The sequence below is a fragment of the Superficieibacter electus genome (assembly GCF_002915575.1).
GTDB classification, from domain to species: domain Bacteria; phylum Pseudomonadota; class Gammaproteobacteria; order Enterobacterales; family Enterobacteriaceae; genus Superficieibacter; species Superficieibacter electus.
Window position 1 is genome coordinate 74,350 of record NZ_PQGD01000013.1, and the last position, 23,297, is coordinate 97,646.

21 protein-coding genes are annotated in these 23,297 nt (G+C 54.9%); 13 read left to right on the forward strand and 8 right to left on the reverse strand.

Annotation, left to right across the window (positions count from 1 at the left end; genetic code table 11):
- Positions 1–90: 90 nt before the first annotated feature.
- The 8 genes from CHU32_RS16720 to citG are packed head-to-tail and all read left to right on the forward strand — an operon-like array spanning position 91 to position 7,407.
- On the forward strand, positions 91–1,452 hold the full coding sequence (locus tag CHU32_RS16720; protein WP_103677970.1) for a 2-hydroxycarboxylate transporter family protein: 1,362 nt from the start codon (positions 91–93) through the stop codon (positions 1,450–1,452).
- A 22-nt stretch (positions 1,453–1,474) separates the two neighbouring features.
- Positions 1,475–2,338, forward strand: a complete 864-nt coding sequence (locus CHU32_RS16725; RefSeq protein WP_103677969.1) for a fumarylacetoacetate hydrolase family protein — start codon at positions 1,475–1,477, stop codon at positions 2,336–2,338.
- 13 nt (positions 2,339–2,351) lie between these two features.
- Positions 2,352–3,374 carry a [citrate (pro-3S)-lyase] ligase gene (citC, locus tag CHU32_RS16730; protein WP_103677968.1) on the forward strand — a complete coding sequence of 341 codons (1,023 nt, stop codon included), beginning with the start codon at positions 2,352–2,354 and terminating at the stop codon, positions 3,372–3,374.
- Positions 3,375–3,390: 16 nt separating this feature from the next.
- A complete protein-coding gene (gene citD / locus CHU32_RS16735; protein ID WP_103750891.1) occupies positions 3,391–3,684 on the forward strand; it encodes a citrate lyase acyl carrier protein in 294 nt (97 codons plus the stop codon).
- A complete protein-coding gene (gene citE, locus CHU32_RS16740) occupies positions 3,681–4,556 on the forward strand; it encodes a citrate (pro-3S)-lyase subunit beta (protein WP_103677966.1) in 876 nt (291 codons plus the stop codon). The genes citD and citE overlap by 4 nt, the downstream gene beginning before the upstream one ends.
- 10 nt (positions 4,557–4,566) lie before the next feature.
- On the forward strand, positions 4,567–6,090 hold the full coding sequence (gene citF, locus CHU32_RS16745) for a citrate lyase subunit alpha (RefSeq protein WP_103750892.1): 1,524 nt from the start codon (positions 4,567–4,569) through the stop codon (positions 6,088–6,090).
- On the forward strand, positions 6,090–6,629 hold the full coding sequence (gene citX / locus CHU32_RS16750) for a citrate lyase holo-[acyl-carrier protein] synthase (RefSeq protein ID WP_103677964.1): 540 nt from the start codon (positions 6,090–6,092) through the stop codon (positions 6,627–6,629). The genes citF and citX overlap by 1 nt, the downstream gene beginning before the upstream one ends.
- Positions 6,607–7,407: a triphosphoribosyl-dephospho-CoA synthase CitG gene (citG, locus tag CHU32_RS16755; RefSeq protein ID WP_103750893.1), complete on the forward strand. Its 801-nt coding sequence runs from the start codon at positions 6,607–6,609 to the stop codon at positions 7,405–7,407. The genes citX and citG overlap by 23 nt, the downstream gene beginning before the upstream one ends.
- A 389-nt stretch (positions 7,408–7,796) precedes the next feature.
- Here citG and CHU32_RS16760 read toward each other — a convergent pair whose 3' ends face one another.
- Complete coding sequence (locus tag CHU32_RS16760) at positions 7,797–8,777, reverse strand: IS110 family RNA-guided transposase (protein WP_103677962.1); 981 nt, start codon at positions 8,775–8,777, stop codon at positions 7,797–7,799.
- A gap of 282 nt (positions 8,778–9,059) precedes the next feature.
- A complete protein-coding gene (locus CHU32_RS16770) occupies positions 9,060–11,450 on the reverse strand; it encodes a glucose/quinate/shikimate family membrane-bound PQQ-dependent dehydrogenase (RefSeq protein WP_103677961.1) in 2,391 nt (796 codons plus the stop codon).
- A 205-nt stretch (positions 11,451–11,655) separates the two neighbouring features.
- Here CHU32_RS16770 and hpt point away from each other — a divergent pair, with 205 nt between their 5' ends.
- The gene (gene hpt / locus CHU32_RS16775) at positions 11,656–12,192 is read left to right on the forward strand and encodes a hypoxanthine phosphoribosyltransferase (protein ID WP_103677960.1); all 537 of its coding nucleotides are present in this window, start codon (positions 11,656–11,658) and stop codon (positions 12,190–12,192) included.
- 363 nt (positions 12,193–12,555) lie between these two features.
- On the opposite strand, the gene can is transcribed toward hpt, so the two are convergent.
- Positions 12,556–13,218: a carbonate dehydratase gene (can, locus tag CHU32_RS16780; protein ID WP_103677959.1), complete on the reverse strand. Its 663-nt coding sequence runs from the start codon at positions 13,216–13,218 to the stop codon at positions 12,556–12,558.
- A 108-nt stretch (positions 13,219–13,326) separates the two neighbouring features.
- Here can and CHU32_RS16785 point away from each other — a divergent pair, with 108 nt between their 5' ends.
- Together CHU32_RS16785 and CHU32_RS16790 are read left to right on the forward strand one after the other, a co-directional pair.
- Complete coding sequence (locus CHU32_RS16785) at positions 13,327–14,253, forward strand: ABC transporter ATP-binding protein (protein WP_103677958.1); 927 nt, start codon at positions 13,327–13,329, stop codon at positions 14,251–14,253.
- Positions 14,250–15,020, forward strand: coding sequence for an ABC transporter permease (locus tag CHU32_RS16790; protein WP_103677957.1), 771 nt, complete (start codon positions 14,250–14,252; stop codon positions 15,018–15,020). Before CHU32_RS16785 ends, CHU32_RS16790 begins: the two co-directional genes overlap by 4 nt.
- A 32-nt stretch (positions 15,021–15,052) precedes the next feature.
- Here the strand turns inward: CHU32_RS16790 and CHU32_RS16795 are convergent, their stop codons facing one another.
- The 4 genes from CHU32_RS16795 to CHU32_RS16810 are packed head-to-tail and all read right to left on the reverse strand — an operon-like array spanning position 15,053 to position 19,966.
- Positions 15,053–16,123 (reverse strand): fimbrial protein, encoded by a 1,071-nt coding sequence (locus CHU32_RS16795; protein ID WP_103677956.1) that lies wholly within the window; start codon positions 16,121–16,123, stop codon positions 15,053–15,055.
- Positions 16,124–16,131: 8 nt separating this feature from the next.
- On the reverse strand, positions 16,132–18,678 hold the full coding sequence (locus CHU32_RS16800; RefSeq protein ID WP_103677955.1) for a fimbrial outer membrane usher protein: 2,547 nt from the start codon (positions 18,676–18,678) through the stop codon (positions 16,132–16,134).
- Positions 18,679–18,698: 20 nt separating this feature from the next.
- Positions 18,699–19,379 carry a fimbria/pilus periplasmic chaperone gene (locus CHU32_RS16805; protein ID WP_103677954.1) on the reverse strand — a complete coding sequence of 227 codons (681 nt, stop codon included), beginning with the start codon at positions 19,377–19,379 and terminating at the stop codon, positions 18,699–18,701.
- A gap of 47 nt (positions 19,380–19,426) precedes the next feature.
- Positions 19,427–19,966 (reverse strand): fimbrial protein, encoded by a 540-nt coding sequence (locus CHU32_RS16810; protein WP_103677953.1) that lies wholly within the window; start codon positions 19,964–19,966, stop codon positions 19,427–19,429.
- Between the two features lie 364 nt (positions 19,967–20,330).
- Here CHU32_RS16810 and CHU32_RS16815 point away from each other — a divergent pair, with 364 nt between their 5' ends.
- Positions 20,331–20,762: a PTS sugar transporter subunit IIA gene (locus tag CHU32_RS16815; RefSeq protein ID WP_103678030.1), complete on the forward strand. Its 432-nt coding sequence runs from the start codon at positions 20,331–20,333 to the stop codon at positions 20,760–20,762.
- Positions 20,763–20,929: 167 nt separating this feature from the next.
- Positions 20,930–22,156 carry a polysaccharide deacetylase family protein gene (locus CHU32_RS16820; protein WP_103750894.1) on the forward strand — a complete coding sequence of 409 codons (1,227 nt, stop codon included), beginning with the start codon at positions 20,930–20,932 and terminating at the stop codon, positions 22,154–22,156.
- 4 nt (positions 22,157–22,160) lie between these two features.
- Here CHU32_RS16820 and CHU32_RS16825 read toward each other — a convergent pair whose 3' ends face one another.
- Positions 22,161–23,291 (reverse strand): fimbrial protein, encoded by a 1,131-nt coding sequence (locus tag CHU32_RS16825; RefSeq protein ID WP_103678202.1) that lies wholly within the window; start codon positions 23,289–23,291, stop codon positions 22,161–22,163.
- Between the last annotated feature and the right edge of the window lie 6 nt (positions 23,292–23,297).

A 23,297-nucleotide genomic window follows, 5' to 3' on the forward strand; every position in this document is an offset into this window, starting at 1 on the left:
TAAAACTTCGGTTTTAATCTGCTGGTGCTCACATTCTGTCAGGCATGGTGATCTTAAGCTTGCCGTACAAAATAACTAAGGGGCTTGATTATGAGCACAACTGACGATTCATTTATTGTTAACCACGATCCGATTGATATTCCTCGTCCGTCGCTGAAAGAGCGCTGGTGGCACATCATGGATAGCTGGAAAATTGGTATTATTCCACTGCCGCTGTTCCTGTTAGCCGGTGCGTTAATTGCCATTGATTGTCTGGGCGGCAAACTGCCGAGCGACATTGTGGTCATGGTGGCCACGCTCGCGTTTTTCGGCTTTGCCTGCGGCGAATTTGGCAAGCGTCTGCCGATCGTTGGCAAGCTGGGCGCGGCGGCGATTTGCGCTACCTTCATTCCGTCCGCGCTGGTCTATTACGGCCTGCTGCCGGATGTGGTGGTGGAATCAACCACCAAATTCTACAAATCCACCAACATTCTGTATCTCTATATCTGCTGCATCATTGTGGGCAGCATTATGAGCATGAACCGGACCGTGCTGATTCAGGGCTTCCTGCGCATTTTCTTCCCGATGCTGTGCGGTGAAATCGTTGGCATGATCGTCGGCATGTGCGTGGGCATGGCGCTGGGCCTTGAGCCGTTCCAGATCTTCTTCTTTATTATTCTGCCGATCATGGCGGGCGGCGTTGGCGAAGGGGCGATCCCGCTTTCTATCGGTTACGCCACGCTGCTGCATATGGACCAGGGCGTGGCGCTGGGGCGCGTTCTGCCGATGGTTATGCTCGGCGGGCTGACGGCGATTATTATCTCCGGTTGCCTGAATCAACTGGGTAAACGCTTCCCGCATCTGACCGGCGAAGGCCAGTTAATGCCCAATCGCGCCAATGCCGATGGTCAGTCTTCGCAACCCGTCTCTTCGGGTAAAGCCGATGTAACCACCATTGCGGCAGGGGCATTACTGGCTGTTCTGCTGTATATGATGGGAATGCTGGGCCACAAACTGATCGGCCTGCCTGCCCCGGTTGGCATGCTGTTCGTTGCCGTGCTGGTTAAATTGTGTAACGGCGCGTCTCCGCGTCTGCTGGAAGGCTCTCAGGTTGTCTATAAATTCTTCCAGACCTCCGTGACCTATCCCATTCTGTTCGCCGTGGGCGTCGCGATTACCCCGTGGCAGGAACTGGTCAATGCCTTCACCCTCAGCAATCTGCTGGTCATTGTCAGCACCGTATCCGCGCTGGTAGCAACCGGTTTCTTCGTCGGCAAAAAAATTGGCATGCACCCGATTGATGTCGCCATCGTCTCCTGCTGCCAGAGCGGGCAGGGTGGGACGGGTGATGTAGCAATCCTTACCGCCGGTAACCGTATGAGCCTGATGCCGTTCGCGCAAATCGCTACCCGCATCGGTGGGGCGATTAACGTCTCCGTCTCGCTGCTGGTGCTGGGCAACTTCCTCGTTTAATTGATGTACTCAGGAAATAAACATGAAACTCGCAAGTTTTCGCCATCAGGGCATTCGCAGCTACGGCATTGTGAAAGCCGAAGGCATGATTGATTTAGGCCGTCGCCTGGGCGATCGCTACAGCGATCTCAAAGCGCTGCTTCAGGGCAACGGACTGGCAGAGGCCACTCGCTATCTTAACGACCCGGTGGATGTGACGATGGATGCCGTCACCTTCCTGCCGGTCATTGAACAGCCGGAAAAAATTCTTTGTGTCGGCATGAATTACGCCGACAAACGCAAGGAGTTCGACCAGCACAATCCGGCACCTACGCTGTTCGTGCGTTTTCCTGACTCGCAGACCGCGCACAACGCGCCGGTACTCAAGCCGCGCCACTCCAGCGAATTCGATTACGAAGGCGAGCTGGCGGTGATTATCGGTAAGGGCGGCGAGAATATCAGCCGGGAAGAGGCGTTGCGCCATGTTGCCGGCTACAGCTGCTATATGGATGGCTCTGCCCGTGACTGGCAGCATAGTTGGTTTACCGCCGGGAAAAACTGGCGTCAGACCGGGGCGTTCGGTCCGTGGATGGCAACCGCCGATGAAATTCCGGACCCGCATCAACTTGCGATCCGCACCTGGCTAAATGGCCGGATGGTTCAGGAAGACAATACCAGCAGCATGATCCACACCGTCGCCGAACTGATTGAATATATCAGCACGTTTACCCGCTTAAGCCCCGGCGATGTGATCATCACCGGTTCACCGGGCGGGGTAGGTAAAAAGCGCAATCCGCCGCTGTTTATGCAGGAGGGCGACCGGATTGAAGTGGAGATCGAACATATCGGTCATCTGAGCAATATCATCATGGAAGCGCCAGCGCAGATGCTGACGGCAGCGCACTAAGTAAGGCGGCACGATGTACTCGCAAACCGGTATTGAATTTCATCTGACGCAGGTTTCGCTGCACCCCGAAAGGTTACGTCAGATCCGGCAATTGCTGGCGGACAGCGGTCTGGGGCTGGATGGCGACATCACGCTGTTTGTCGAAGCCTGGTCAGGGTCGCATCTGGTCGGTTGCGCAGGGCTTGCCGCCAACGTGATTAAATGCGTGGCGGTGGATGAGGCGCTGCGCGGGGAAAACCTGAGCGCGCGTCTGCTGGCCGAAGTGGAGAATGTCGCGCTGGCACGCGGCCATTTTCACCTCTTTCTGTGCACCCGCCCGTGCAACAAAGAACGCTTTGCCCGCAGTGGCTTCTGGCCGGTGGCGCAAAGCGGTAATAACGCGGTGCTGATGGAAAACACCCCACAGGGGATCAGCCGCTATTGCCGGGCACTGCAACAGCAGCGCAAGCCCGGCGAACGCATCGGCGCTATTGTGATGAATGCCAATCCATTCACGCTCGGGCACCGGTATCTGGCGGAGCAGGCAGCGCGGCGCTGCGACTGGCTGCATCTGTTTGTGGTGAAAGAAGATGCGTCGTTTTTTCCGTTTGCCGACCGCCTGAGAATGGTCCGCGCGGGCGTCGCGCATTTGCCGAATGTGACCGTACATGAAGGGTCGCAGTACATCATCTCCCGCGCCACGTTTCCGACCTATTTTCTCAAAGAGAGCGGAAAAGTGCAGCAGGCGTGGAGTGAGATTGATGCCCTGATCTTCCGCGAGCGTATCGCACCAGCGCTGGGTATCACCCATCGGTTTGTCGGTTCAGAGCCGTTCTGCGACGTGACCCGTCAATACAACCAGACGTTACACACATTGCTCCGCGACAGCATAGAAGTGGTTGAATTAACGCGTATTAAGTCCGCAGGTAATCCAATCTCGGCTTCTGAAGTTCGTCGTTTACTTAAAACAGAGCGATTTTCCCGACTGCGGGAAATCGTTCCGGAATCCACTTTCGCGCACCTTGAAGCGCATTATCGTAGCGCACAAGCCGTATAACATTCAGGAAAGCATTATGAAAATTGTAAGGGAGGCGCTGGCAGGCACGCAGGAGTCCAGCGACCTGATGGTGAAAATCGCCCCCGCCGACGGCGAGCTGGAGATTATCATCCACAGTGAAGTGATGAAGCAGTTTGGCGATCAAATCCGCCGGGTGGTTGAGGAAACATTACGTGCGATGGAGGTCCGCCAGGGGCTGATTATTATCGAGGACAAAGGCGCTCTGGACTGTGTGATCCGCGCCCGTCTTCAGGGCGCACTACTGCGCGCCGGTGAAGCGCCATCCATCAACTGGGGGGCGCTGTCATGAGTACACTGCGTCGCAGTATGTTGTTCCTGCCGGGTGCCAACGCCGCCATGCTCTCAACCGCCTTTATCTACCGCCCGGATTCCATCATGTTTGACCTGGAGGACGCGGTGGCGCTGCGTGAAAAAGATACCGCCCGCCTGCTGGTGTTTCATGCGCTTCAGCATCCGATGTATCAGGATATTGAAACTGTGGTACGTATTAATCCGCTAAGCACGCCGTTCGGTCTACTGGATCTGGAGGCGGCGGTACGCGGTGGCGTGGATGTGATTCGCCTGCCCAAAACCGACACCCCGGACGATATTTTTGAACTGGAAGGCCATCTGGAGCGCATTGAGCGCGACTGCGGTCGCGAGGTCGGCTCTACCCGCGTTATGGCGGCCATTGAGTCGGCGATTGGCGTCATCAACGCGGTGGCCATCGCCCGCAGTACGCCGCGCCTGATTGGCATCGCACTGGCGGCCTTTGATTATGTGATGGATATGCAAACCGAACGCGGCGACGGTACCGAGCTGTTTTATGCCCGCTGCGCGGTACTGCACGCCGCCCGCGCCGCCGGCATTGACGCCTTTGATGTCGTCTGGTCAGACGTTAATGATGAAGCCGGGTTCCTGCGCGAAGTCGAACTGATCCGCAAAATGGGCTTTAACGGCAAATCGCTGATTAACCCGAGGCAGATCGATTTACTGCATAACGCTTACGCGCCCACGCAGCAGGAGGTCGATCACGCAACATTAGTGATCGAGGCAGCAGAAGAGGGCGAGCGTAACGGGCTGGGCGTGGTCTCGCTCAACGGCAAAATGGTGGATGCGCCAATTATTGATCATGCGCAGCGGGTGCTGGAACGCGCCGCCGCGTCCGGCGTGCGTCGTTAAGGATAAAGTAATGAATCAGACAGAACTTCTTCACGTTAATTTTCCCCACCTGCGGGATCTGAAATCCTTCGAGTCGGCACACAGCGCCACGCCCTGGCTTGCCGATAATAACGCCAAACATCAGCGTAAACTGTGCGCCTCGCTGGAGCAGGCGGTGATCCGCAGCGGGCTGAAAGACGGGATGACCATTTCTTTTCACCACGCGTTTCGCGAAGGCGATCGGGTGATTAATAGCGTCGTCGCGCTGCTGGCGCAGATGGGCTTCAAAAAGCTGACGCTGGCCTCCAGTTCGCTGATGACCTGCAATGACGCGCTGATTGAGCATATCAAAAGCGGCGTTATCAGCCGTATTTACACCTCCGGGATGCGCGGCAAACTGGCGGAAGCGATTTCGCACGGTCTGATGGATGAGCCGGTGCAGATCCACTCCCACGGCGGGCGCGTCAAGCTGCTTCAGGACGGCGAACTGAAGATCGACGTCGCCTTTCTCGGCGTACCGTGCAGCGATGAATTTGGCAATGCCAACGGCACGCACGGCAAATCCTGCTGCGGCTCGCTCGGCTATGCGATGGTGGATGCCCAGTTTGCCCGTCAGGTTGTGCTGCTGACCGAAGCGATCGTACCGTTCCCGAATATGCCCGCCAGCCTCGGACAGGATCGGGTGGATTATATTGTCCAGGTGGAGAGCGTTGGCGATCCGGCGAAAATCAGCGTCGGTGCGGCACGCGTCACCAGCAACCCGCGTGAACTCATGATTGCCCGCTATGCGGCGGATGTTATCGAACATTCCGGTTATTTCAAAAATGGCTTCTCAATGCAAACCGGCTCTGGCGCGGCGGCCACCGCCTGCACCCGTTTTATGGAAGAGAAAATGGAGCGCAACGGCGTCAAAGCCCGTTTCGCGCTGGGTGGGATCACCGGCAGCCTGGTGGATCTGCATGAAAAAGGGCTGATCGAGAAATTGCTCGACACCCAGTGCTTTGACGCACAGGCGGCGGCGTCGCTGGCGCGTAATCCGCATCATGTTGAGATTTCCACTAACGTATACGCCAACCCCGGCAGTAAAGCCACCAGTTGTGACCAGCTTGACGTGGTGATCCTCAGCGCGCTGGAGATTGATGTCGATTTCAACGTTAACGTCATCACCGGGTCAGACGGCGTGATGCGTGGCGCGTCCGGCGGGCACTGCGATGTCGCGGCGGCGGCTAACCTGACGATTGTCGTAGCGCCACTGCTGCGCAGCCGCATCCCGACGGTGGTGAAGCGGGTCACGACACGCCTCACGCCTGGTGAAAGTATTGACGTGCTGGTTACCGATCATGGCATTGCGGTTAACCCGGCCCGCCCGGAGATCCATCAGCGGCTGCTCGCGGCGGGGCTGAAAATTGTTGATATCAACACGTTATATGAACGCGCCATTTCGTTAACCGGCGCACCAAAACCCATAGAATTTACCGATAAGATCGTCGGCGTGATCCGCTACCGTGACGGCAGCGTGATAGATACCGTTCGACAGGTAAAGGAGTGTGAATAATGGAAACTGCGACACCCGTGCGTGCGGGTGTCAGCCTGGAAGAACTGCTGGCGGCGAAAGAGCGTCGCGCAGCACGACAGGCTGACTGGCTCGCGCACTATCAACAACCGGTCATCTCTTTGACGCTGGTGACGCCCGGTGAAAATAAGGACAGCCTGCGCTATCGCAATACCATGGGCGTGGCGCTGCAAATGTGCGATCAGATGCTCTGGCAGCACCACTGGCAGGTGCTCGACAGGCAGGTTTTATGGCTGCCAACCGGACCGGAAGCGATGTGGTGCGTGGCCCACCAGGCACCAGAAATCAAAGCGCACTGTGCGGCGCTGGAGCAAACGCATCCGCTGGGGCGGCTGTGGGATCTGGATGTCATCTGTCCGAACGCGGGTCATGTAGGGCGATTGTCGCTCGGATCGGATATGCGCCGCTGCCTGATTTGCGATGAACCCGCTCACGCCTGCGCCCGCTCGCGGCGTCATCCGGTAGAGGAAGTGGTCGCGCGCGTGGAGAAAATGGTGGATGACTGGTTTGCTCGCGACTAAACCCCGCTTCATCAACGTGCCGCAGCGGGCGGAAGATGCGCTATGGCACGAGCTGGAGCTGACGCCCAAGCCGGGGCTGGTGGACCGGCTGAATAACGGTTCGCATCGCGATATGGATCATGCTCTGTTCGTTCGCAGTATCAGGGCAATTGCACCGTGGTTTGCGCGTTTTACGGCGCTGGGCGAGGAGCATGCCGATAAACCGGCAGAGGTACAGTTGCGACTTTTGCGCCCGATGGGCATCGCGTGCGAGCAGGCGATGTATCACGCCACTGGCGGGGTGAATACCCATAAGGGCGGCATCTTTGCGCTCGGACTACTGTGTTTTGCGGCCGGGCGGCTCCCCGTTGTCAGTGCAGATAGCCTGTGCCGCGAGGTAAGCACCCTTTGCCGGGGCCTGGTGAGGCGGGAGCTGGATAACCGTAGCCTGGCGGCAACGGCGGGAGAGCGACAATTTCAGCAGTTCGGCCTGACGGGCGCGCGCGGCGAGGCGGAAAGCGGTTTTGCCACCGTGCGGTCGGTTCTGCCGCACTGGCGGCGTGCCCAGCAGCATGAAATGCTGCTGCGCCTGATGGTAGTGAATCCGGACAGTAATCTGGTATCGCGTGGCGGAATGTGCGGGTTGCGCTACGTGCAGGATTACGCACGGCAGCTTTTACAAGAAGGCTGGGATCGTCAGGCGCTGGAAAAAATGGACCAGGCGTTAATCGCCCGCAACTTAAGCCCCGGCGGCAGCGCGGATTTATTATCGGTGGCGTGGGTGTTAGGGGAATGCTGAAAATCTGTGCGTCGTTGTGCCCGGTGGCGCTGCGCTTACCGGGCCTACGCTATAACGCAAACTATTGATATTTATATAGACGTTGTGCCCGGTGGCGCTGCGCTTACCGGGCCTGTGCTATAACGCAAGCTATTGATATTTATGTAGACGTTGTGCCCGGCGGCGCGGCGCTTACCGGGCCTGGGCTATAACGCAAGTTATTGATATTTATATAGACGTTGTGCCCGGCGGCGCGGCGCTTACCGGGCCTGGGCTATAACACAAGTTATTGATATTTATATAGATGTAGATACTGTTATCGCCTGCAAGCATTTTAATGTTCCGGTATTCCGGATTGCAGGCACAGCAACCCCAGCGCCGTCAGGCGCTGTTATCTCCCGCTCTTTTTATTACGCTGTTACGGTCAGGTGTCTGCTCACATCGAACGGCTCACCCGACTTCAGCACGCCATACGCCACCTGTGCCAGCTTGCGCATCATCGCACCTATTATCACTTTCCCTTTCTTTCCATTCCCGGACAGACGGTCACGGAACGCCCGTCCCCATTCGGTTTTACTCACCGCCACCATCGCTGGCATATACAGCGCCCTGCGCAGCGAGGCATGACCTGCCTTGCTCATCCGGCTCATTCCCCTCACGCTGCTGCCCGACTCATGCTGCCGGGGCGTCAGACCGGCGAAGGCCGCGAACTGTCGCGCTTTCCCGAACCTGTCCTTCAGCCCCATATAAGCAAGCAGCACGGCCGACGTTTTTTCGCCGATACCCGGGATACTTTCCAGCAGTTTCCTGCGGTGTTTCATATCCGGGTCATCATCCGTCAGCTCCTTTATCTGCTTTTCGATGCGCTTAATTTCGGTACCAAGCCACAGCAGATGGGCGTCGATACTCGGGCGCTGCACCTCGCGCGCGGTTTCCAGTCTGTTCAGCTCCTGCGTGTGCATGTCCGTCAGCGACTGATGCCGCAGCACCAGCGCCCGTAACGACCGCTCCACCGGATGCGGGGCTTCCCAGGCTGCCGGGCGTTTCTGACGACAGAACTCCGCCAGCATCCGGGCATCGACGGCATCGGTTTTACTGCGCAGTCCTTCGCTCTGCGCGAAGGCTTTACCGAGAGCAGGGTTGATGACGGAGACTGTGAATCCGGCATCGCAGAGATGCGCGGCAACGTCTTCCATATAGATGCTGGTGGCTTCCATACAGATGTGGGCAGGCGCGACCTGATGGCTGTTGAGCCAGCGGAGCAGCTCATCGTGGCCCTTCAGGGTGTTAGCAAATTTTTTACTGCGGTGACGGCCATCGGGCCGCAGCACATCGACATCCAGCTTAGCTTTAGAGACGTCGATACCGATAAAATGAAGTTCCTGTTCCATAGTGAAACCAACCTTGTGAATGCGGATTACCGGGAAAACCGGTCCATGATACTGTCCGGTTTGTCACTTGTGGAGAACGGCAGCCCACTGCATAAATCTACAACACAGGTTATGAACCTGAGGCCGGGTACGGCATGTGGACTGCATGGCAGAGAGAACTGGCCGGTTCTCTCTGCACGGGAAGGATAATACAAGGCCGGGTAAGGCGAAGCCGCCACCCGGCAGATTTACACGCAGCAACCTGAATAATTCCTCTCTCCCGACGGAAGAGGGGAAAACAGCTTACTTCTCGTCGTCCGGCAGCGCGAAGGCCACGATATAATCGCCCATCTTCGTACCAAACGAACCATGACCACCCGCTGAGATGACCACGTACTGTTTGCCATTCGCTTCGTAGGTCATCGGCGTGGCCTGACCGCCTGCCGGCAGACGGCCTTCCCACAGCTTCTCGCCGTTGCTCATGTTATAAGCACGCAGGTAGTTATCTGCGGTCGCACCAATAAACAGCACGTTACCGGCGGTGGAAATAGGACCGCCCAGCATCGGCATCCCGAGATTAAACGGCACTTTAAACGGCATCGGGAACGGCAGGCTGTCGCGTGGCGTACCGATACGTTTTTTCCATACTACTTCATTGGTTTTCAGATCCAGCGCGGAGATATACCCCCAGGCAGGCTGCTTACACGGCAGACCAAACGGCGACAGGAACGGGTTCAGGGTCACGCCATACGGCACACCGTACTGTGGTTGAATACCGGCTTCCGTACCGCTGCCTTTCGCATCTTTCGGCTGCTCCATCGGATTGCCCGGACCACGCGGCATCAGTTTAGAGACAAACGGCAGCGCCATCGGGTTGGCAATCGCTACCTGACGGTTAGGATCGACCGAAATACCGCCCCACTCGAACATCCCGAGGTTACCCGGGAATACCAGCGTGCCTTGTTCAGACGGGGGCGTGAAGATGCCTTCATAGCGCATCTGCTGGAAAATCACCCGGCAGACCAGCTGGTCGAACATGGTTGCGCCCCACATATCCGCGCCGCTCAGATCTTTCTTCGGACGGAAACTGAGGTCAGAGAACGGCTGGGTTTTGGTGACATAGTCGCCTTTCGCCGCGCCCTGCGGAACCGGTTTTTCCGGAGCCGGGACGACCAGTTGGCCATTACGGCGATCCAGCACAAAAATGTTACCGGTTTTCGCCGGGGCGTAAACTACCGGCACCGTTTTACCATCAACCGTGATATCCGCCAGCGTCGGCTGGGACGGCATGTCCATATCCCACAAATCGTGGTGAACGGTCTGATAACTCCACGCCAGTTTACCGGTCGTCGCGGTTTGCGCGACGATAGAGCTGGCATAACGTTCCTGCTCCGGCGTGCGGTTACCGCCCCAGATATCCGGCGTACTCACACCCATCGGCAGATACACCAGGTCCAGTTTGGCGTCATAAGCTGCGGGTGCCCAGGAGTTCGGCGAGTTGAAGGTGAACGTATGCTCATCCGACGGAATCGCATTCGGGTCTTTCGCACCCGGATCAAACGCCCACAGCAAATCGCCGGTGTTTACATCAAAACCACGGATCACACCGGAGGTTTCACGTACCGAGAAGTTATCGGTTACTGAGCCAGCAATCACAATCGCTTTGTCGGTAATGATCGGCGGTGAGGTCGGTTCATACAGGCCCGGCGTCTGATCCGGCATGTTGGTTTGCAGGTTCAGGATGCCTTTATTGGCGAAGGATTCGCACAGCTTGCCGGTATCAGCATTGAGTGCGAACAGGCGACCATCGTTGACCGGCAGAATAATACGGCGTGGACAGTCGGCCATCACGTTAGCCGGGGCACTCTCTGCTTTCGCTTCGTGATACGACACGCCACGGCAGGTGACGTGCTGGAACGACGGGGTGGAATTAAGCTGCGGATCGAAGTGCCATTTTTCTTTACCCGTCGCCGCGTCAAGCGCAAACAGACGCTGATGCGCGGTGCACAGATACAGCGTATCGCCGACTTTAATCGGCGTCACTTCGTTGGTGACTTCGCCGGAGTCGTTCTCTTTTTTCAGATCGCCGGTGCGGAACACCCACGCTTCTTTCAGCTTGTGGACGTTATCGGCATTAATTTGCTTAAGCGGCGAATAGCGCTGGCCTTCCTGATTACGGCCATACGCGGGCCAGTCCTGATCGGCCACCGGAGAGATCGGTTCGGCAGGGGTGGCGTCTGCGCTCAGCGTGCCGTTGACCTCCTGCGGATCGTTAAAGCCTGCCCAGGTCAAAATGCCGCCGCTAATCAGCAGCGCCACGACCAGTGCGGCAACAGCACCAGCGGAGGGGAAAATCAGGCGACGCCAGACAAAGGGTAGGATCAGCCAGATGCCGAAGAACACCAGAATATCGCTACGCGGCGTCAGCGCCCAGAAGTCGAAGCCGACCTCCCACACGCCCCAAATCATCGTCGCCAGCAGCAGCGCGGCATACAGCCACAGCGCGGATCGCTTGCTGCGCCACAGTAGCCAGGTCACGCCCAGCATTACAATGCCTGCTATCGGGTAGTACCAGGAGCCGCCGGTGGCGACCAGCCAGACCCCGCCAATTAACAGATACAGTCCGCAAAAAGCGGCGAACAGCGCTGTTAACGTCACCAGAACGCGTGACGTATGTGGTTTTGTTTCTGCCATAAAAGGACACTCGTCAAATTAATTAATATTTTAATAGCAATTCATTATAGGATTTAACATGTGTGATCGTCATCACAAAATGAGCTTTCTTAACCGATCCCCCGTTAAATTTGTTTTACTGGTATACTGCGGGGCTTACTAATCAATGCCGTAGCCTGGCGCAGCGGCATTGAGTGATTTACCTGAAAATCATATGGTTAGTTAAATGAAACATACTGTTGAAGTGATGATCCCGGAAACGGATATTAAAACGCGTATCGCCGAACTGGGGCGTCAGATCACTGAGCGCTATAAGGATAGCGGCAGCGACATGGTGCTGGTGGGACTGCTGCGCGGCTCGTTTATGTTCATGGCCGACCTGTGCCGTGAAGTACAGGTGTCCCATGAGGTCGATTTTATGACCGCCTCCAGCTACGGCAGCGGCATGTCCACCACCCGCGATGTCAAAATCCTCAAAGATCTGGATGAAGATATTCGCGGCAAAGACGTGCTGATCGTTGAGGACATCATCGATTCGGGGAATACGTTGTCGAAAGTGCGTGAAATTTTAAGCCTGCGTGAACCGAAATCACTGGCGATTTGTACGCTGCTCGACAAACCTTCCCGCCGCGAAGTGGACGTTGACGTCGAGTTCGTGGGTTTTTCCATTCCGGATGAATTCGTGGTCGGTTACGGGATTGATTACGCCCAGCGTTATCGCCATTTGCCGTATGTGGGCAAAGTGGTGATGCTGGACGAGTAAGCTTGCGCGCAGAATGCCTGATGGCGGGATGCTTATCAGGGCTACGGTTGGGAATGGCGGACTGAATGCCTGATGGCGCTACGCTTATCAGGCCTACGGTTGGGAATGGCGCGCGGAATGCCTGATGGCGCTACGCTTATCAGGCCTACAGTTTGGGGATGGCCTCGGGAACGGAATGCCTGATGGCGCTATGCTTATCAGGCCTACAGTTTGGGGATGGCCTCGGGAACGGAATGCCTGATGGCGCTATGCTTATCAGGCCTGCGGTTTAGGGATGGCCTCGGGAAGGGTGATCCGTAGGCCGGGCAAGCTTGCGCCGCCCGGCAGAAAGGGCACGGGGCCTGAAATCGGCCCGCCGCGAAGCTACTTGTGATTGATGTGCTTCAGACGCAGGTTGGACACGCCTTTACGGTAGTGTTGTTCCAGCGATTCGCGATTAGTCGCGGTCACATCGAGGTCGCGCAATAGCCCATCGTGAATACCATACGCCCAGCCGTGAATCGTCACTTTCTGTCCGCGTTTCCAGGCCGACTGCATAATGGTGGAGTGGCCGAGGTTATACACCTGCTCCATCACATTCAGCTCACACAGCGTATCCAGGCGACGTTCCTGCGGCATTTCGCCAAGGAGAGAGCTATGCTTAAACCAGATATCGCGAATGTGCAGCAGCCAGTTGTTGATAAGCCCCAGTTCCGGGTTTTCGACCGCCGCCTGCACGCCGCCGCAACCGTAGTGGCCGCAGATGATAATGTGTTCAACTTCCAGCACGTCAACGGCGTACTGAACCACGGAGAGGCAATTGAGATCGGTATGGATCACCAGGTTGGCAACGTTACGGTGAACAAACAATTCGCCCGGTTCAAGGCCGGTCAGACGCTCAGCGGGAACGCGGCTATCGGAACATCCAATCCACAGAAAACGCGGCTTTTGTGCCTGAGCCAGCGTTTCGAAAAATCCGGGATCTTCTTCCACCAGCATTTTTGACCATAGTGCATTGTTACTGATGAGTGTATCTATGTCTTTCATGGAGGTTAACGACCTGTAACCAAATAATTGCGTTGGGCTAATATAGGTCAACTCCGGGATTATTTAAACCACATATAAAGTGTCAGAACGTAAGGTAAGTAAAAATTCATGACCATTGCACTGGAAATTGAGCAGCTTAAAAAAACTTATCCCGGCGGCGTGCAAGCGTTGCGGGGAATCGATCTACAGGTACAGGCGGGAGACTTTTACGCCCTGCTTGGACCTAACGGGGCGGGAAAATCCACCACCATCGGTATTATCAGCTCACTGGTGAATAAGACCTCCGGGCGGGTGAGTGTTTTTGGCTACGATTTGCAAAAAGATGTCGTCAACGCCAAGCGCCAGCTTGGGCTGGTGCCGCAGGAGTTTAACTTCAACCCGTTTGAAACGGTCCAGCAGATTGTGGTTAATCAGGCTGGCTATTATGGCGTTGAACATAAAGAAGCCGTTATACGTAGTGAAAAGTACCTAAAACAGCTCGATCTATGGGAAAAACGTAACGAACGTGCGCGGATGTTATCCGGTGGGATGAAGCGCCGTTTAATGATTGCCCGTGCGCTGATGCATGAGCCCAAGCTGCTGATTCTCGATGAACCTACCGCCGGGGTAGACATCGAACTGCGCCGCTCAATGTGGGGCTTTTTAAAGGATCTGAACGACAAAGGCACCACTATCATTCTGACAACCCACTATCTCGAAGAGGCTGAAATGTTATGCCGGAATATTGGCATTATTCAGCACGGCGAATTAGTGGAAAACACCTCTATGAAAGCGCTGCTGTCAAAACTGAAATCGGAAACTTTTATTCTCGATCTGGCACCGAAAAGCCCATTGCCAAAGCTGGATGGATACCAGTACCGCCTGATCGACACTTCTACGCTTGAAGTGGAAGTCCTGCGTGAGCAGGGGATTAACAGCGTCTTTAGTCAGCTTAGTGCGCAGGGCGTACAGGTGCTAAGCATGCGTAATAAAGCCAACCGTCTGGAAGAGCTATTTGTTTCACTGGTGCATGATAAACAAGGAGATCTCGCATGATGCAGTTGTATTGGGTCGCATTAAAAAGCATCTGGGCGAAAGAGATCCACCGATTTATGCGCATCTGGGTGCAAACGCTGGTGCCGCCGGTCATTACCATGACGCTCTATTTTATTATTTTTGGTAACCTGATTGGCTCCCGGATTGGCGAGATGCACGGCTTTAGCTATATGCAGTTTATTGTGCCCGGGCTGATTATGATGTCCGTCATCACCAACGCCTATGCCAACGTGGCGTCGTCGTTCTTTAGCGCTAAATTTCAGCGCAACATTGAAGAGTTACTGGTCGCGCCAGTGCCGACGCACGTGATTATCGCCGGATTTGTTGGCGGCGGCGTGGCGCGTGGGCTGTGTGTGGGGGTTTTGGTCACGGCGATTTCGCTCTTTTTCGTGCCATTTCAGGTGCATTCGTGGTTGTTTGTCGCCTTAACGCTGATATTAACCGCAGTACTGTTTTCACTCGCTGGCCTGCTGAATGCGGTATTCGCCAAAACCTTCGACGATATCAGCCTGATCCCGACCTTCGTGCTGACGCCGCTGACCTACCTCGGCGGGGTGTTCTATTCACTCACTCTGCTGCCGCCGTTCTGGCAGGGGTTGTCACATCTGAATCCGATTGTTTATATGATAAGCGGTTTCCGTTATGGTTTTCTCGGTATTCATGATGTACCGCTGGTGACCACCTTCGGCGTGCTGGTGATTTTCATTATTGCTTTCTACGCGCTGTGCTGGTCGCTCATTCAGCGTGGTCGCGGGCTGCGTAGCTGATGTGAAAGGGCGACGGCGTCGCCCTTTCACAATTAGCGAATCTGCATCTCCAGCGTGGCGGTCGCCTGGTACTCCCCGGTATGGGGAATATGCCCGGTGGTATTGACCGGCGCGGCGGTGAACTGGGTGGTGCCTGCGCCATCGTGATAATTGTTAATCGGCAGTTCGGCGTCACCGTTGGGTACAATGGTGGTGTTGTTCTTATCGGAAATGCGGATGCCGAGATCGGGATTTGTCGTTTTCAGGTACTCGTTGTTATTAGGATCGTTTTCTCCGTTAAGCGACATTGACAGATTGGTGCCGTCCGCCACGTTGCTACAGGTGAAGTTGACCTGCGTAGTGACGTGTGACTCCTGTGGGCTGTCGCCGAGGTTGCGAATATCTTTGCCTATAATATCCGGTAGTCTGACGTCGATAATCTGCCCGGCGTTAATTGAGCAGGACTGCGGCACCGTAATAGTACCGGACATGGTGACGTGCGCCAGTGGTGGCACCGCTGGCGGGATGTTATCGCCGCTGCTGACGGGAACCTTCGATAAATAGAGGTTCATAATGGTGGTCGTTGGGATGGTTATCCGGCCCACCAGCGGATGAGTGATGTAAATTCTGACGTGGCCTTTGTTCCCCGCGCTCATATCGGCCATTTCCGCGCCTGTACAGCCGCCTGCGTTTGGATCGCCATTGCTGAGCGACGAGAAGGGGACCGGGACATACTGTTTTACATGTCCGCTGATGTAGGCTTCGGTACCGATTTCCAGTTTGCCCGGTATCAGAACGTAGTAATCCATATGCCCGTAGTAACGCTGTTCGCTGAATGTCCCTTTTTGCGTCAGGCTACCCGTGGTGGCGGTAAAGTAGTTATAACCGCGATAGTCGGTGTTGTCGCAGTCGCACTTTGCGGTGTAGCTACCGCCAGCCGACCAGGACTCTTCGATAATATTACCCCTTCGGTTTTCAGACGTATCCTCAATGGTCTGGTTAAAGCTGAAATTAAAGTTATGGGAACCGGTCGTGGCTTCGCACCAGCCTGTCCCGTTACCTATCGATTCCGCCAGCGCATGGCCTGAAAATAACCCTAGCGCCAGAATGATATATTTTTTCATGTTGCTCCTCATCGACAGGCGGCGTTCGCCAGCACGATGCCATTCAAATTTTTACTGATGTCCAGACGGTAGTCTGCGCGGCAACTGGCGGTTCCCCAACTGACCAGCAGATGTCCCTCTTCCGGCAAGCCGCTGAGAAAGACCTGGCCTTTGTCGGCGACGATATTCGCCTGGCTTTCGGTCTGCCCGTCGACGCTCACTGTTGCGCCAAACGGCACGACTGCCCCATTGCGTTCCAGGGTCAGCAGCACGCGGTAGCCCTTACGAGTATCATAAGTCGCGCGTACCACGGCATCGCGCGTGGGGTAGACGGTCTGGTTATTCAGCGGGATATCAACGTTATCGGCGAAGGTGCTGCTGTCGAGCGCAATATCGTAGCGGTAATAAGGCGTGACGTTGGGTATCACCGTGTAGCCGCGAAAATCGGTGGTAACGCCGGTCTGGTCGACGACTGAGACGCCGCTGGCACCAGGGGCTTTAACCAGAATCGCTGCGCCGGTGATGGGCTGGCTCAGGGTGATGCCGTTTTCATGCGCCAGCATGCCGCCACGGATGCCGTAGCTGACCTGCCGGGAATCCGGCGACTGGCTGTAACCCGCGTTCAGGTTGGCATAGGTTCCTTTGTAGTCGGCGCTCAGACCGCCGGAATCGCCGTCATTCGTGCTGTGGCTTTGCTGTAGCGACCAGTTCAGATTGTTGTCGCGTAGGGCGCTGCCGCTGAGCGTGGTGCTGTTTACCGTGGCGTCATGTTTGCGGGTGTTCAGCATATAGCTGGCGTACATCCGTGAGTCGAATACCGTGAACGGCACGTTCAGCGACAGCGTGAACAACTGGTCATTCTGGTAGTAACGATCGTCGTTATCGTCATCGGCGCTGTACTGGTAAGTATTGCGGTTATAGCTGTAGCTCAGCGAATAGTTGACCGACCCCAGGCGATTGTTATAGCTGGCGCTGAGCGACTCCATCTGCTGTTTGCTGTGCCAGTAATCCTCTTTTACCCAGCTCAGGGTCATAGAACCCAGATCGTCGCCAAACTGCTGGCTGACCGACGTCTCAAAACGGTTACGGCGTTTGCCATAGTTATCGTAAAAATCATCGTCCGGATTGATAACCTCTTCCAGCGAATTGTAGTGTTCACTGGCATAGCGGTATCCGGCAAGCGACAGCGTGGTGCCAGTGCTGACTATGCCCTTGCTGTAGCGCACCCGCCACGAACTTCCGTTTTCGGCCTTACCGTTGTCAAATTTCGCATGTGACCAGATGCCGTCCAGCGAAACGGCACCCAGCGCGCGCATATTCTGCCCGACGCCGAGGGCGGCGGACTGGTATTTATCGCCGACGACCTGGCTGCCGCCATAGAGCGTGACGCCCCACGGCAGGCCGTAGAGCAGCGTCCCCTGGACGAAGTTATCCAGGGTATGATTGTCGTAGTCGCGGTATTTCCCGGCGGTCAGGCTGTACTTCGCCTGCCCACTACGCTGCAAAACGGGTAACGACGAGTAGGGCACCACAAAGTGCTGCTCGCTGCCGTCAGCCTCTCTGACCGTCACGTCATAGTCGCCGTTGCTGCCGGTGGCGAACATATCGTTGATTTCGAACTCACCCGGCGGAACGGCGGTTTGATAGGCGATGCGCCCATTTTGCCGCACCGTCACCTGAGCGTTGGATCGGGCGACGCCGCGAATGGTGGGGGCGTAGCCGCGCTGGCTATCCGGCAGCATCTGATCGTCGGAGGCCAGTTGTATACCGCGAAACGGTACGCTGTCGAATATCTCCGAGGGGGTATTGCTGTCCCCGCCGGTAAGCTGGCTTTTTAAGACGATAATGTCGCGTTGCAGGTAGTTATAGATCGTATTCCAGCTCTGCTGGTGATTGCCGCCACTGGTATTTGAACTCCAGTTGGTATAGTTGCGCAGACGCCATGGGCCGACGTTGATGCCGGGCTGGAGCGCAAGATATTCCGAATCGGTATCGCTATTGTCGCTGTTGGATTCATACTCTCTGTAGCCGCTAAAGCTGTAGTTAAGCAGCACCGCCGGGATACCTTCCTGCCACAGTTCGGGCGGCACGTAGCCGCGTGCGCTGCTGGCGATATAGAGCTGTGGAATGCTGAGCGCTAGCGTCTGCTGCTGGAAATCAAACTGCTGGCTGGCACCGGGAATGACGCTGAGATCGACGCATTCCGGGGCATGATTCAGATCCGGGAAAAGATCTGTTTTCACGCCCGCGTCTTTCAGTTCCTGTAGCGAGAGACATCCCTGTAGCGTCTGGCGGCCATCGCTGAGCGTTATCTGCTGAAAGTTAACGTTGCGGCTGCCAATCGGCGTTTGGTTAATGCTGATATCGACGTAATAGCGCCCCGGCAGTTGGCTTTTGTCGGTGCCGAAGACGGACAGATCGACCGGTGCGCTATGCTGTTGCCCGCGATTTTCGAGGAAGGCCGGATCAAAAAAGTCCCGAGCCGATGCGAACGGCATTAGCGCACACTGGAAGGCGACAAACCAGGCGCAGTGCGATAAGTAAAAATTTCTGTGTAATCCTTTACGTGTACCCATCCGTTATCTCTACCTGGGCGTTATGGTGTTCTGTGTTCCGTCTCAGTACCACCAAAGTCATTAATGATTGACCAGGTAATCTGGCCGCCCGCACCCGCGGGCAAGGAGTAGCGCGCACTGCCAAAAGGCGCGACGTAGCGTGGTTTTTTCAGTTTGTGACCACCGATGGCAATGTCAGCGAAATTCATGTAGTAAGGCGTTGGGTTGTTCACGACGAGTTCATTACCCTGGCGCGACCACTGTAATTTTTCGGTGACCTCTTCCGGCGTTTGCGTTAGCGCTTTTGGTCGGTAAATTAGTTTGAACTCGGCCTTAACGGCCAGTTTCAGTATGTTGCGTTTATCATTGGGATCGGTTCTGGGAATCGATTTAATATCCAGCCAGTACAGTGACTCACGATCTTCCGGCAGATTTTCGCCGGTACGAATAATGCGCAGCACATTTTTTTGTCCGCCGTCCAGGCGGAACAGCGGCGGTGTCACCATAAATGGCGCATCGCCCACTACGCCTGAATCGCTGATTGATTGCGCCCAGGACTGAACCAGATAAGGAACGGTATCGTTATTGCTTATCGATAAAGATTCATCCTTTGCGTCGCCATGATAAATCACGCGCGTGGCACCAATATTAATTCCGGCGGCATACGCCAGTGAACTGAAGAGCAGACTGGCAATCATCCCTGCTTTAGCCAAAGAATGCATCATGACCTCAATGTATAAGCAGGCCAGCCGAAGCCGACCTGAAGCGTTTAGTTATATTGCAGATAGAAGGTGGCGGTGGAGTCGACAGAACCTGCCCCAACCGATGCGGTGGTTGCAATGTAGCGCGCGGTGAATGGAATACTCACTTCAGTATCGCCGCCTGCCGGGATAGTGGTTGCCGCAGACCATTGCGATTCGTCATTAAAGGTAATGGCGCTGCTGGCGCTGTCCACAATCTGCACGCCAACGTTGGTTGCTGTACCATTGTTTTTCAGCACGTTAGTGCCGTAGGCATCGGTGACGCCTTCAAAACGAGCCTGTACGTTTGGATACACCGAAGCGTCGCAGTGTTCCAGATCGATAGTGAATTCTTTATCGCCCTGAGTCTGACCAGCAGTAGTAAATATGGAGGCAAATTCATCTTTTAAGGTAACCTCTACAGAAGAGGTTTTTACCGTACAGGCGTTTTGCTTAATCGTCCCCGTGATATGTACGGTACCGTCGCTGGCGGTATCGCCGAGGGCAGCGAATGCTGATGGGGCGGCGGCGAGCAGGACAATGGCGAGTGTTTTTAATGCGAATTTCATTATTCTCATTCCTTAAGAAAGTTAATACATTTTAACTAAAACATTAATATGACAAATGATATTTTCACGTATAATTTTACGAAGTAAACGCTGTCCGACTTCAATTGCGGCTAAATGGGCAAAATTAGGAATATATTCATATTAAATATTTATAGTTTAATGCAATACATACACTATACCCAATAAACATCAAAATACTTGTAGGCCCGATAAGGCGAAGCCGCCATCGGGCGTTGTGCACCGGATGACGCTGCGCTTATCCGGCCTACGAGTCCGTGCTTATGCAACTTGAATAATTTTGCGTATATACATTAAATAATATTGGAAATTAATATGCTCTGGTGGGCTTAATGGAGGGAAGATGATGTTAGGTTGGGTGATTACCTGCCATGACGATAGGGCGCAGGAACTGCTGGATTGTCTGGAAAAACAGTATGGCGCGCAGAAGCAGTGTCGGGCGGTCAATTTTTGGCGCGGCCTGAGTACCAATATGTTAAGTCGCATGATGTGCGATGCGCTGCACGCCACCGATTCTGGCGATGGGGTGATCTTTCTGACAGATATTTCCGGCGCGGCACCTTATCGCGTGGCTTCGCTGATGAGTCATAAACACCCCCGGTGCGAAGTGATTTCCGGTGTAAACTATGCATTATTGGAGCAAATGCTTTTCTCACGGGAATCGCTAAGCAGCGCGGCATTTCGCGATAAAATCGTTGCCCTTGGCGCGCCAGAGGTCACCAGCCTCTGGCATCAACAGCAAAAAAATCCCCCTTTTATGCTAAAGCATGCACACTAAATAATTCGGGTTGCAGGACAAGATGCCGCAGGCCGGGTAACTCGCAGCCAACGCACATGCAACTTGAACTATGACGTGTATAGTTTGTATGAATGTTGATCGTGCTTATTTCCTGGGCTTATGGTTACAATGGCTGCGTAGGTTCTCGCCCTGGTTAATTTAATTTCATGAGTAAACGCATTTTTCTGCTGCTGCTGTTGCTGACGTCCGCCTGCGTCAGCGCCGCGCTACCCGCTCGTTATATGCAAACAACCGAAGATGCCGCCGTCTGGGCGCAAATTGGTGACCGGATGGTGACGGTGGGATATATTCGCGCCGGGCAAATTCTCGCGGTCGAACCGGTCGCCGCAGATTATTACGCATTCAAATTTGGCTTCGGTAGCGGGTTTATTGATAAAGTTCATCTGGATGCGGTACAGGGCCACCAAAAAGTTGAGGACGGTCTGGGCGATCTCAACAAACCGCTGAGCAACCAGAATTTAATCACCTGGAAAGATACCCCGGTGTACAACGCGCCGGATGTCGGCAGCGCGCCGTTCGGTACGCTGGCGGACAACCTGCGTTACCCCATTATCAACAAACTGAAAGACCGGCTTAATCAGACCTGGTATCAGATCCGCATCGGCGATCGGCTGGCCTACATTAGCGCGCTGGACGCTCAGCCCGATAACGGTATTCCGGTGATCACCTATCACCATATTCTGCGCGATGAAGAGAACACCCGCTTCCGTCATACCTCCACCACGACGTCGGTTCGTGCCTTCAGTAACCAAATGACCTGGCTGCGTGATTCAGGCTATACCACGCTGAGCATGTATCAACTGGAAGGGTATGTGCGCAACAAGATAAATCTGCCTGCGCGGGCGGTGGTGATTACGTTTGACGATGGGCTGAAATCGGTGAGCCGCTACGCGTATCCGATTCTGAAGCAGTACGGTATGAAAGCAACGGCGTTTATTATTTCCTCGCGCATTAAGCGCTACCCACAAAAGTGGGAGCCAAAAGCATTACAGTTTATGAGCATTTCAGAGCTTAACGAAATCCGGGATGTGTTCGACTTCCAGTCGCATACCCATTTTTTACATCGGGTAGATGGCCATCGTCGTCCGATCCTGCTCAGCCGCAGCGAGCATAATATTCTGTTCGACTTTCAACATTCGCGCCGCGCGCTGGCGCAGTTTAACCCGCATGTCCTTTATCTTTCTTACCCATTCGGTGGTTATAACGCGCTCGCGGTCAATGCGGCAAAAAATGCGGGCTTCCAGATGGCGGTCACGACGGTGAGAGGGAAGGTGAAGCCGGGGGATAATCCGTTTTTACTCAAACGCTTGTATATCTTAAGAACGGATTCGCTTGAAACCATGGCGCGGCGGGTCAGCAACCCGCCGCGGTAAAACATTACTCGTAGTTGATCGTAAAGGTCGCCGTGGCCTGAAACTCGCCAGCTTTAACGGTGCCGATTTTCGTCAGTACCGCAGCCAATTTGGTGCTGTATGAGTCCATATACCAATCGCCGTTGCCCGTAAAATCCGTGGAAATCGTCTGTGAACCGTCGGTTTTAAAGTGTTGCCAGTTACCGGTTCCTGCGTCTGAAAACAGCGCAAGCCCCAGCCCCTCGGCTTCGCCTGAAAGATCGTTGACCAGGTAGTCGGCACCGGAGCCGCTATTTTTGCCCGTCACTTTGAGGGATATTTTGTTCACGGAACACCGGAATAAATCAAACGTAAAGGCGTAAGTGACACTCTGGTCGGCGTTGGTGAAGTCGGTGATGTGGTAAACACCAAGGTTAACCTCAGAGTCCCCCTGGCTGCCGTTAATACCATAACCCATGCAAGTGGGCTCCATCACCTTAAAGGTGATCGAATCTGTGTCAATGATAATGGGCATTGTCGCTTCGTTCGATTTACCGATACGCAGTGTCCCGATGGTGCCCGGCAGCGCGTGGCCTTCCGTCTGGCCATTATGCGGGCGGTACTCCGGCGTTTGGTAAAGGTTGACTTCAATCTGCCACCTTTTTGTTGCGCCGCCACCTGTCCAGATGTTGTCCCTCGCCATATGGGGTTTGACATTCGATCCCCCTTGTGGCGGCCCCGCTAAATAAAGATCGGCTCCATTATCGCCAGCGTGGCAGTCACCCATACAATAAATTGAATAAGTATACACAATACCGGGGATGCTCGTTTTGAGCAGTCCTGCCGTGGTGCCCTCTAGCGGGGTGGTGTAGGTATCGTACAATGCGGCATCACCGGCGGTGAGGGTGACTGAGTTATCTTTGCCATCACCGCACACGATCGGCATAACGCCGTCTGTGGCCAGGTTTTTCGCTTCGAATATTAACTCCGGGATGTTGATTGGAAGAGGCTCGGTGAACCCCCCCACAGGGCCAATCGTTGTTCCCGATCTGTTAAGAATAGAAATCGCGGTAGCACCAGTCTCCTTTCTGAGCCAACATCCATTGGCCAATGCCTGGCTTGTCCAGACAGAGAATAAACACAGTGCGCAGAACAGCGCGTTGCGTAATTTCATCATTAATCC